The 11,534-nt window shown below is 44.7% G+C and carries 11 protein-coding genes; 6 read left to right on the top strand and 5 right to left on the bottom strand.

What is annotated here, in order from left to right; genetic code table 11:
- Positions 1–124 precede the first annotated feature (124 nt).
- From lepB to tkt, 3 genes are all read right to left on the bottom strand, one after another.
- Entirely contained in the window at positions 125–796 is a 672-nt protein-coding gene (gene lepB / locus E2I14_RS06950) for a signal peptidase I (protein ID WP_133326777.1), read from the bottom strand.
- A gap of 164 nt (positions 797–960) precedes the next feature.
- Entirely contained in the window at positions 961–1,974 is a 1,014-nt protein-coding gene (gap, locus tag E2I14_RS06945) for a type I glyceraldehyde-3-phosphate dehydrogenase (RefSeq protein WP_133326775.1), read from the bottom strand.
- A 47-nt stretch (positions 1,975–2,021) separates the two neighbouring features.
- Complete coding sequence (tkt, locus tag E2I14_RS06940; protein ID WP_133326773.1) at positions 2,022–4,019, bottom strand: transketolase; 1,998 nt, start codon at positions 4,017–4,019, stop codon at positions 2,022–2,024.
- A 401-nt stretch (positions 4,020–4,420) separates the two neighbouring features.
- On the opposite strand from tkt, the gene E2I14_RS06935 reads away from it, so the two are divergent.
- The gene (locus E2I14_RS06935; RefSeq protein ID WP_165967775.1) at positions 4,421–5,251 is read left to right on the top strand and encodes a YbaY family lipoprotein; all 831 of its coding nucleotides are present in this window, start codon (positions 4,421–4,423) and stop codon (positions 5,249–5,251) included.
- 102 nt (positions 5,252–5,353) lie between these two features.
- On the opposite strand, the gene aroG is transcribed toward E2I14_RS06935, so the two are convergent.
- Positions 5,354–6,415 (bottom strand): 3-deoxy-7-phosphoheptulonate synthase AroG, encoded by a 1,062-nt coding sequence (aroG, locus tag E2I14_RS06930; protein ID WP_319945921.1) that lies wholly within the window; start codon positions 6,413–6,415, stop codon positions 5,354–5,356.
- A 407-nt stretch (positions 6,416–6,822) separates the two neighbouring features.
- On the opposite strand from aroG, the gene E2I14_RS06925 reads away from it, so the two are divergent.
- Together E2I14_RS06925 and E2I14_RS06920 are read left to right on the top strand one after the other, a co-directional pair.
- Entirely contained in the window at positions 6,823–7,284 is a 462-nt protein-coding gene (locus E2I14_RS06925) for a GNAT family N-acetyltransferase (protein WP_133326768.1), read from the top strand.
- A 94-nt stretch (positions 7,285–7,378) separates the two neighbouring features.
- A complete protein-coding gene (locus tag E2I14_RS06920) occupies positions 7,379–7,642 on the top strand; it encodes a hypothetical protein (protein ID WP_133326766.1) in 264 nt (87 codons plus the stop codon).
- A 14-nt stretch (positions 7,643–7,656) separates the two neighbouring features.
- Here the strand turns inward: E2I14_RS06920 and msrA are convergent, their stop codons facing one another.
- Positions 7,657–8,217: a peptide-methionine (S)-S-oxide reductase MsrA gene (msrA, locus tag E2I14_RS06915; RefSeq protein WP_133326764.1), complete on the bottom strand. Its 561-nt coding sequence runs from the start codon at positions 8,215–8,217 to the stop codon at positions 7,657–7,659.
- 98 nt (positions 8,218–8,315) lie between these two features.
- On the opposite strand from msrA, the gene E2I14_RS06910 reads away from it, so the two are divergent.
- The 3 genes from E2I14_RS06910 (at position 8,316) to E2I14_RS06900 (ending at position 11,509) form a co-directional block, all read left to right on the top strand.
- Positions 8,316–9,671, top strand: a complete 1,356-nt coding sequence (locus E2I14_RS06910) for a site-specific integrase (RefSeq protein ID WP_133326762.1) — start codon at positions 8,316–8,318, stop codon at positions 9,669–9,671.
- Between the two features lie 196 nt (positions 9,672–9,867).
- Positions 9,868–10,863 (top strand): replication initiation protein, encoded by a 996-nt coding sequence (locus E2I14_RS06905; protein ID WP_133326760.1) that lies wholly within the window; start codon positions 9,868–9,870, stop codon positions 10,861–10,863.
- Between the two features lie 337 nt (positions 10,864–11,200).
- Complete coding sequence (locus E2I14_RS06900) at positions 11,201–11,509, top strand: hypothetical protein (RefSeq protein ID WP_133326758.1); 309 nt, start codon at positions 11,201–11,203, stop codon at positions 11,507–11,509.
- The last annotated feature ends 25 nt before the right edge of the window (positions 11,510–11,534 follow it).

The raw sequence follows: 11,534 nt of genomic DNA, 5'->3' as shown, positions 1-11,534 counted from the left end.
AAATCGGTGCAATGTCATCGATCCCTATCGCTATCGAAATGACTGCTTACGGTCTTTTTTTCGGTACTCTTTGCAGCAAAAAGGGCGCTCCCACGGAGCGACCCTAAAACTGAGTGAAGCTAAATTACAGGGCTGAACCTAGTCGATCAGTGCGCGGCAAATAATAATTTTTTTCATCGAGCGAATACAAAACGCGCGTAACTTGGGCGGTAATTAATTCACGCTTCACAAAGCCGATATAGCGCGAATCGGCGCTGTTATCTCGGTTGTCGCCCAACATTAAATACTGCCCTTCTGGGACAGTCACGGGGCCAAAGTTGCGAATCGCACTGCGCTCAGGCATTTCGATAATCGCATGCGTTTTACCTAGTAAATTCTCATTCATCGCGATCTGTTTGCCGTAGTATTCTGGCGTTAAATTTACGGCCGAAGTTAATTCTGTATAGTTCAAAGGCTGACCGTTAATGACCAGCTTCTCGTCGCGCATTTCAACTACGTCACCCGGCACAGCAACGAGTCTTTTCACTAAACGCTTGCCGTCAGCAGGTGACGAAAAGGTCACAATGTCGCCGCGCTTAGGGTCGGCATTGTGTTTAACGATCACGTCGGTAAAGGGTAATTTCACGTCATAGGCCAAGCGATTCGCCAACACATGATCGCCAATCAACAAGGTCGGATACATGGAGCTAGACGGCACAATGTACCAGTCGGCCACCGCGCTACGAAACAAAAACATGCCGAACATAAAAGCGATAAAACCTTTATTTGCCAAAAACAGTTTTTTAACTTGCAACATGATTTTTCCTAATAGGTTAGCCCAAGGTTGAAACGAAAAAAAGGAACCGCTAGGATTACTTTTTCGCGAATTTAGTTCCACATGGACACAAAAACAAATCGGCAGCCTTTCGCAAAAAAGGCTGCCGATCCGATGGAGCTACTTAAACAACTCAATGCGATAAATTATTTCGCATTCATCAATGCCACAGTGGTATCCAACATGCGGTTCGAGAAACCCCACTCGTTGTCATACCAAGACGATACTTTTACCAAGTTGCCCGACACTTTCGTCAACGTTGCATCGAATGTGGACGATGCTGGGTTGTGGTTGAAATCGACCGACACTAACGGTGCTGTGTTGTAGTTCAAAATACCTTTCAACGCGGCGCTTTCCGATGCTGCTTTCATGATCGCGTTAATTTCATCGACTGTCGTTGCGCGTTTGGCGGTAAACGTCAAATCAACGATAGAAACGTTAATGGTTGGAACGCGAATCGCATAGCCATCCAATTTGCCGTTCAATTCTGGCAAGACCAAACCAACCGCTGCTGCTGCACCAGTTTTGGCTGGAATCATCGACTGGGTTGCAGAACGTGCGCGACGTAAATCTTCGTGCATCACGTCAGTCAACACTTGATCATTGGTGTACGCATGGATGGTGGTCATCAAACCGGTTTCGATCCCTACTGAATCGTTCAATGATTTTGCTAATGGAGCTAAGCAGTTAGTGGTGCAAGATGCATTAGAAATAACGGTGTCGGAAGCTTTCAACACGTCGTGGTTCACGCCATACACAACAGTGGCGTCAACATCTTTGCCGCCTGGTGCGGAGATGATGACTTTCTTTGCGCCACCAACCAAATGGGCCGACGCTTTTTCTTTGGTCGTAAAGAAACCGGTGCATTCCAACACCACATCAACGCCGATTTCGCCCCAAGGCAAATTGGCTGGATTGCGTTCCGCAAATACGCGAATTTTGTCGCCATTAACGATCATGTAATCGCCTTCGGACGTCACAGTACCTGGGAATTTGCCGTGCGCGGTGTCGTACTGAGTCAAATGTGCATTAGAAGCTGGTGCACCTAAATCATTGATCGCAACGATTTGAATGTCATGTTTTTTGCCGCCTTCATAATGAGCACGCAAAATGTTACGGCCGATACGGCCATAGCCGTTAATTGCAACGCGAATAGTCATACTTAAACTCCAAAGAAAGAAAAAATAACCAAACTAAAAACTCGTTTTTATGCCAACACAGAATTCACTTTTGCGACAACATTGTCAACTGTAAAGCCGAAATGCTTAAACAACACACCTGCTGGCGCGGATTCACCAAACGTGTCGATACCGACGACCGCACCTTCTAAACCCACATATTTGTACCAGAAGTCCGTCACACCAGCTTCAATGGCCACGCGCGGCAAGCCTTTTGGCAATACGCTGGCTTTATACGCTGCATCTTGACGATCAAAGACATCGGTTGATGGCATGGAAACAACGCGCGCTGGAATGCCTTTGGTGGCCAATTCAGCAGCCGATTTCACGGCTAGTTCGATTTCTGAACCCGTTGCGATCAGCACAACCTTGGCGTCAGCAACGTCTTGCAACACATATCCACCGCGCGCGATGTCTGCAATTTGTGCATCGGTACGTGCTTGGAAAGGTAAATTTTGACGCGAGAAAATCAAGGTTGATGGACCATTTTTGCGCTGCACTGCGGCCTTCCATGCCACGGCAGATTCGACTGTGTCGCATGGACGCCAGTTATCCAAATTAGGGATTAAACGCATGCTAGAAATATGCTCAACCGATTGGTGCGTTGGACCATCTTCGCCCAAACCGATGGAATCGTGAGTGAACACAAATAGGGTCCGAATTTGCATCAAAGCAGCCATGCGTATGGCATTGCGGCTGTAGTCGGAGAACGTCAAGAAAGTCGCACCGAACGGCAAATAGCCACCATGCAATGTAACGCCGTTCATGATCGCGCTCATGCCGAATTCACGCACACCATAATTGACGTGGTTACCCGCTTGATTGTGACGCACCGCGACGCATTCTTTCCAGTTGGTCAAATTGGAGCCAGTCAAATCGGCCGAGCCGCCCAAGAATTCTGGCAAGGCTGGAGCAAAAGCTTGAATTGCGTTTTGGCTCGCTTTACGGGTTGCAATGGTTTCTTGTTTTTCAGCGCATTGTTTGATGTAAGCGTCTGCCACTTCGGCGAAGTTACCGGGCAATTCGCCAGCCATACGACGGACTAATTCAGCGGCTTTTTGTGGCTGGGCGGCGCTGTATTTAGCGAACAACTCATTCCATTCTGCTTCGCGTTTTGCGCCAATAACTTTGGCGTCCCAAGCGCTGTACACATCTACTGGAATTTCAAATGGGCCGTAATTCCAATCAGCGGCAGCGCGCGCGGCCGCGATTTCTTTGTCGCCCAATGCTGCGCCGTGCACATTGTGTGTGCCCGCCATGTTAGGCGAGCCTTGACCAATCACGGTTTTGCAGCAAATCATGGTTGGCTTGTTGGATTTTTTAGCGGCAGCGATGGCGTCAGAAACCGCTTGTGGATCATGACCATTCACCGCAGGAATGACGTTCCAACCATAAGCTTCAAAACGTTTCGGCGTATCGTCGGCAAACCAGCCTTCAACATGACCGTCAATTGAAATACCGTTGTCGTCGTACAAGCAAATTAATTTATTCAACCCCAAGGTGCCAGCCAAGGAGCAAGCCTCGTGCGAGATGCCTTCCATCAAACAGCCGTCGCCCAAGAATACGTAAGTGTAATGATCAACTACTGGCAAACCATCTTGGTTAAATTCAGCCGCTAATAACTTCTCAGCCAATGCCATACCAACAGCGTTAGTAATCCCCTGCCCCAATGGGCCGGTGGTGGTTTCTACGCCGGGAGTGATGTGCACTTCTGGATGACCGGGAGTTTTGGAGTGCATTTGGCGGAAATTTTTAATTTCAGACATCGGCAGATCGTAGCCAGTCAAATGCAACAAAGCGTAATGCAACATCGAACCGTGACCATTGGAAATCACGAAGCGATCGCGATTCATCCAATGCGGATTGGCTGGATTGTGGCTGTAATGCTGCGACCACAACGCGACAGCGATGTCAGCCATTCCCATCGGCATACCAGGATGTCCTGAATTCGCTTGTTGAACAGCATCCATTGCTAGGAAACGGATCGCGTTGGCCATTTTGGTGGTAACAGGTAATGTTGGGAGCATAGTAGTCATCAAAGTAGTAGAAAGAGGGAGAACTGCACTGGCTGGTGGGCGGACATTTCTTAAATCAGGTGCTACTCACTTGCTATTTCGTCTAGTCGCTGCGCCGCACCGCGAAACCCCGTATTCTACCAGAGCAGGTCAGCCGACTGAATTTGGAATTGATGATTATGAACAAATATTGCTGATTAAAGCTAGTTAAAACGCCTAAAATTTAACCAATCGGCCTAAATCTTCACCGCATCCACACCAACCACTAAGCCAGCAATTTTATCAAATTACTAAATTTACTTGAAATCAAACCACCATTACTTCACAATCTTTAACTCCCCGCGCATCAAATTCTGTGAATAAAACGTTATCATCTCTAACATTCGTTTTTAACAACGCCCAAGGACATGCCGATGAACAAGTTCAACTTCACCCTACCCGCTGCTGGCAAATGGCTTGCTCTATTAAGTTGCTCGATGTTGTTCGCTTGCAGCACTGCGCCGACGTCAACACCGGCATCCAGTCCATCAAACACAATTACTCTCAGCGGAAACGCGAGCTATTTGCAACGCATTGCCATGCCACCAGAAGCGGTTTTGACCGTGCAAGTTGAGGATGTATCACGGGCCGATGCGCCGGCGATTGTATTGGCTAAGCAGCAAATTCCATTCAACGCACGTCAAGTGCCGCTCGCCTATTCAATCAACATCGATAGCGCTTTGGTCGATCCAAAACACAGCTACACTATCCGCGCCACTATTAGCGTGGCGGACAAATTACGCTTCACCACCACGCAGCATTATCCGGTTTTGACACCAGGCGCATCCAACCAAGTTGATTTGTTACTCCAAATGGTCGCCGCGGCGCCCGACTCGGCAGAAAAACCGCCATCCACGCTAACCAACACGCGCTGGAAATTGACCGAACTCAATGGCAAACCGGTCTCCATGGCACCCAATCAGCGCGAAGAAATTCACATCACACTGGCATCCGATAAACCTAGCGTTTCGGGCTTTAGCGGCTGCAATCGCATGATAGGCGGCTACGAATTGGATGGCGATCATCTTAAATTTAGCCAACTAGCCGGAACCATGATGGCGTGCGTTTCACCAATGATGGAAAACGAAAGCGAATTCGTTAAAACCTTGGCACACACAACTAGCTATCGCATCAGCGGTGAACAGTTGACTTTGTTTAGCAATCAAACCGTGATCGCCCGATTTTCAGCGCTGTATTTAAAATAATCGTCCCGTTTTACGGTCACATAATGGCAAATAAAAAAGGGAGTCAGCATAATCTGACTCCCTTTTTTTACCTGACCGATTCAATCAAACAACAAGCATCGCTTATTCATCGTCCTTTAAACGACGCTGTTTGACCGCATTGGCCAAGGTTTCCAGTGCCTGCACACTGCTATCCCAATCGATGCAGCCATCGGTAATCGACTGACCGTACACCAATTCACGACCAGCGACTAAATCCTGGCGACCAGCGACCAAGTGCGATTCAATCATCACACCGACGATGCGACGATCACCTGCCGCAACTTGGCGCGCAATATCTTCGCAAACCGGGATTTGATTTTGCGGATTTTTAGAACTGTTGGCGTGCGAGGCATCAATCATCAAGCGTGACGCTACGCCGCTTGCAGCGATCTCTTTGCAGGCCGCTTCAACGCTTACCGCGTCGTAGTTAGGGGTTTTACCGCCACGCAGAATCACATGGCAATCTTCGTTGCCGTTAGTGGACACGATCGCCGAATGACCGCCTTTGGTGACCGATAAAAAGTGATGCGGTTGGGATGCGGCTTTCATCGCATCAATCGCAATTTTGATATTGCCGTCCGTACCGTTTTTAAAGCCGACTGGGCAAGACAAACCAGATGCTAGTTCACGGTGCACTTGTGATTCAGTCGTACGTGCACCAATCGCGCCCCAGCTAATTAAGTCGGCAATGTACTGAGGACTGATGACGTCTAAGTACTCCGTACCAGCTGGCAAACCCATTTCATTAATGTTCAATAACAATTCGCGTGCAATCCGCAAACCGTCGTTGATACGAAAGCTATTGTCCATGTACGGATCGTTAATCAGCCCTTTCCAACCGACGGTGGTACGTGGTTTTTCAAAGTACACCCGCATGATGATTTCTAACTCGCCCGCAAAGCGCACGCGCTCTTTGGCCAAACGCTGTGCGTATTCCAAGGCAGCCTTGGTGTCGTGAATAGAACAAGGGCCAATCACGACCATCACTCGATCATCTTGCCCATGCAAAATACGGTGCAAGGCGGTGCGGGAATTGGCAACGGTATCGGAAGCCACATCGGCGCATGGAAATTCACGAATTAGGTGCGATGGTGGAACCAATTCTTTCATTTCTCGGATGCGTAAATCATCGGTGCGTAACATAATTTCTCCAGCTTTCTTTAAAATTTCGGTGCGATTAATTTGAGGCGTTGAAGCAATTAATCAGGGATAAATGATCAGTCAAATAAGGAATAAAGTAATGAGTAAAAAAAAACCGCCTAATCTGGCGGTTTTAGAATTTTGGTTGGGCATTTCGCGCGCTTACCTCTGTTCCACCGCCTTTGGGCAGGAATAGAAAAAGGTAAAGTAAAAGAAGGAGTGGTTCATTTGTGCGCTGCAAAATAAAAATTGGATGGAGCAATAATGCATTAATTCAATAGGCTTGGCAAGTTTTTGGCGCAATAAATTTAAACTGCATAAATCGTCGCTTAAACTTAGAATCGCAAAACGACTTCAAGACTCCGCCCTCGAAGTTCAATTAAACAAACATATTTAAACCTAAAATATCAATGACTTCTCCAATTACTTGGCAATGTGCCACCTTAAATGAACTCTCTAGTGGCCAGCTATACGCCATTCTCAAAGCTCGTTGTGAAGTCTTCATCTCTGAACAACAGTGCATTTATAACGATGTGGACGGGAAAGATTTAGCCTGTTTGCATCTCATCGCTTGGGATTCTGATAACGACGTCGCCGCCTATCTGCGCATTCATGGCCCCGCTACAACGTACCCAGAACCATCGTTAGGGCGTGTTTTAAGTACAGCAAAACACCGAGGAACCGGCATAGGTCGCCAACTCGTTCAACGAGGATTAACCCAACTGGAAGCGACCTACCCGAATCAAGCAGTGAGAATTAGCGCACAAAGCTATTTGAAAGACTTTTACCGTTCGTTTGGCTTTGAGGAAGTCTCCGACGAATATCTTGAAGACGGCATTCCTCACACGGAGATGCTCAGACCCGCGAAATAAAAATTGTTAATCATTTGAAATTTAATGATTGAGGTTCGGCACAATTTCGCCTAAAACGACATAGTCACGTCCAACAAACTAGCCGGAACCTCCTATGAAACGCCTGCTTTTAATCGCCTGCATCGTCATAACATCGAACTTATTAAGCGCATGCGGAGTGATGAATATCATCAACAATCCTTGCACGGAAAATAAGACTGACGGCAGCCGCATTTGCTCCTTTGAGGACGGTTCACAAAACCTGACCACCCGCACCATCGAGCGCGATCACAAAATGTTTGTCTCGACCTGCAGCAATGGCTACTGCACCGAGTTTAAAGAAATCAACGCGCCCAAAGAAAAGCACGTTGAAAACTAACTCCGCGCCGCAAGTTAAGCCGTCAAAAATATCTTCCGAAACTTAGCCACTTTCGGCGCGACCACAAAAGCGCAGTAGCCTTGGTCTGGATGTTGGCGGTAGTAGTTTTGATGATAGGCTTCGGCTGGATAAAAAGTAGGCAGCGGCGACAATTCCGTCACCAATGGCGCATCCCAAACGCTGGCCATTTCGGCCATCACCAACTTTGCCGTCGCTTGCTGTTCGGGCGAATGGTAATAAATCACGGAGCGATATTGCGTTCCGACATCGTTACCTTGGCGATTTAACGTGGTCGGATCATGGATGGTAAAAAATACTTCCAATATTTTGCGGTAACTGGTTTGCGCTGTGTCAAAAGTAAGCTGCACCACTTCCGCGTGTCCTGTGCGACCCGAGCAAACTTGCTCGTAAGTCGGATTAAGTACTGCTCCGCCAGCGTAGCCAGAAACAATTTCTGTTACGCCTTTTAATTCTTGATATACGGCCTCAGTACACCAGAAACACCCACCACCTAAAGTTACTGTTTCAAATTTTTTTGAAGTTTGTAACTCATTGTTTTCATTAGTGTTTTTCACATAAACCCCACTAGAAACATCCACATAATAATTCACCTAATTTGGGCAAATCAGGGTAGAATTCACCCATCAAATCACCCAAAAAAAGTGAGCTTAGCATGGCAGCAAAACTACCCAGAGGCATCCAGTCCACTACATGGAAAAAAAAGGACGGGACTACCACTACCAAGTTTAGGGTAAGGATTACTCGCAAGGACTTCAAAGACAAGCAACCACAATACTTTGACGACCTTAAAGAAGCGGTGTCCTACCTTGCTCTCAGCAAACAACCCAAAGGCAAGGAGCTGCTATACAGCATCACAGAAGAGCAGCGATTAAAAAGAGCCGAAGAAAAACGGGAATCAGGAAAGAACAACTTTTCACTTGGCTATTTCATTGACTGCTACCTAAACGACTACATATTAACAAAACCAGCAGAAACTGAGTTACAAATCAGAAATCGCAATAACAAGCTGAGCTTTTACAAAACCATCAGAAAAACCAGCATTGTGGACAGGTTCATGACCTTCAGTGAAAAGGAGGAAATGGGAATTCAAGATAACCAACCAACCTATCGCTTTATGGAAGCATTTGATGTGAGACAAATCAGAGCGATTGACATCAATTACTACATCAAAGAACGACTGAAATCAGTTAAACCAATCTCGGTGCAACGAGAGCTGACAATGCTGTCTAATGTATTCAATAAAATTACCTATTTCAATGAAACTTTGACTGAGGTAAAAAACCCAGTCAGCACCTACGACAAAGACCTATTGAGAAACACAATCCAGAAGCGAGAATTCTCAATAACACCAGATGATGAGAAAAAACTTTTTGAAGTTTTAAGCAATTATCAAAATAAGGAAATGCAAAATATTTGCAGGCTATCACTTCTCACAGCACTTAGAAGAAGTGAGTGTATTACTCTAAAACCAATGATGGTCAAAGAAAATTACATCCAATTGACCACTACAAAAAGCGGGAAGCCACGGAAGGTTTATCTTGATGAAACTGCGAAAGAATTCATTAAAAATCTAACACCCCACACGAAAGATAAATTCTTCAAATATACAATCGCAGGTTTTGATAGAGTGTTTAGGGCACTGCTTGAAAAAAATGGACTGGGGCACATCCATTTTCACGACCTACGAAGAATGAAAATATCAAGAACACTAAGCCAAATTGGAGCAGAAAATTCCATATTTGTTGCTGAATTTTTGGGATTCTCAAGTGTTAAAAAATTGGAAGAATTACATATTGATGCTCAGGCAGTTGAACCGACAGACCAAAGAGGTTTTTTAAATAATTTTGGACATGCATCACCAGATATAACGAGAAAGCATTACTTCAATTTTGATTTAAAAACGAAAGAAAAAATTGCCGAACTGAAGTCAAAGAAAATTCAGAAAACCATAACAACAGATGAAGAAAAGGATTTACTAGAATTATTGATTCGCATGTCCGAGTCATGAGCCAATTTATTTTAGACCCCCAACCCACCAACTTGACATGCAAATTTTTTCTGCTATTTATATTCAAGTCAATGAGATGGCTAAAAAAAATCATCTCATGACAGCGGAGAATAAAAACAAAGTTTCATGCCTTTTCAAAATAGCCTGAAAGGAAAAATGACCAGTTAATTAAATCTCCGCCACAAGGAGAAAATATATGCTGGAAAATTTTATTCAATCATTACAAGAAAAGGTCTGCTGCACGAATGACTTCCAAGACGGAACAAAGTTCAGAAAAAAGGACCGAGCACTTCAATGCAAATACATTGAATTGAATCAGCTCTATAAAAAATATATTGTGCTTGATATAGATAGACCTGGAGCGGCATTTCTTTGGGAAGAAAAGGGATTACCACCGCCAACCATCATAACCATCAATCCAGAAAAAGCGACCTGCCATTATCTGTATGAATTGAAGACCCCAGTTATCTATACACACAACGGCAGAAGAGCACCACAAAAATACTACGAAGCTGTAGACCTTGCACTTACACATGCATTAGAAGCAGATTTGAACTATATTGGCAAATTCACGAGAAATCCACTTTATTCAAATCATCTTGTAATAACCCATCCCGTTCAATATGAATTGGAGGACTTCCAAGAATGGCATTTAGAACTTGCATCCGTCAAAAAGAAAGCATCACATCTTGATTGCAGCGGATACGGAAGAAACTCAACCATATTCCACAAGCTAAGATTTATCGCTTATCCAGTGGTGAAATCATTTACCAACTTTGAGATATTTTATGGAGAAATGGAGAAGCAGGCTTTTGAATTAAATGCAGAATTTGCAGTCAATTCAAAAGCATGCTTGGCAGCAAAAGAAGTAATGGGGATTGCTCATTCCGTATCCAAATATTGTTGGAAGCATAGACATTCAATAGACCAGATGAAATTTCGTGGAGTCATGCAGCTTCCAAAAGAAATGACAATACGAGAGAAGCAAATCGCCGCTGCAAGTCATACACATCATCAACGAAAGAAAAATAGTCTTGAGCATATCTTAGCTGCTGCATTGGCTCTTAAATCGCAAGGAAAAGCGGTTACTCAAAAAGCAGTCGCAACTCACTCAAAATATTCACTAGATACGGTGAAAAGAAACTGGGGTGCGGTGGACAAAAAATTTGGGCTCTATATTCATGCTGTATAAAATCCCTATGCACTTAAATGAAAAAATCAACTAAGGTTGCTTATAGTGTTATCAGATACTTACCCCCGTATTTGGGGTGTCAACATTGGGATTCCGAAGGACATAAAGTTTGCAGTCCAGACCCGTTAGGGCATTTTTCAATACAAATTGAAGCTGCGAAGCAGGGAATTCACAATAGTGAATAAAATTTGGCGAAACAAAAAATGAGTGCCGCCTAATTCAAAATCCTTCATAAAATTCATTCCGCCGTGTGATTGCTTCGCAATCAAAAAAATTTCATTCCGCTCTTGCTTTTAAAAATTATTCCAATAATGTATTTAAAACAGGAGAAATCATCATGCAAGAAATCTTGGAATTTTCAGACGGAACAATAATATATTTGAAGAATGGGAAATTGCACCGCGAAGGAGGACCAGCAATATTTCTACCAGGTGAAGGAAAGTTGTATTTTTATGAGGGGCAGTTGCACAACGATGGAGCTCCAGCAATTTATAACCCAGATGATGATAGTGGATATTGGTATAAGCACGGGGTCAGAATCATACCAAAAGAAAAAACAGAAACTTTGATTGGAGACATACGAAAAAAATTTACGACCAATTCTGATTCAGGCAATAGCAGCATGAAAACCAAACCAAAAATATAGACAAAAGTAAGGACTGCAATGCTCA

It is taken from the genome of Sapientia aquatica, assembly GCF_004358105.1.
GTDB classification, from domain to species: domain Bacteria; phylum Pseudomonadota; class Gammaproteobacteria; order Burkholderiales; family Burkholderiaceae_D; genus Solimicrobium; species Solimicrobium aquaticum.
This window is presented reverse-complemented; position numbering and strand designations above follow the sequence as displayed.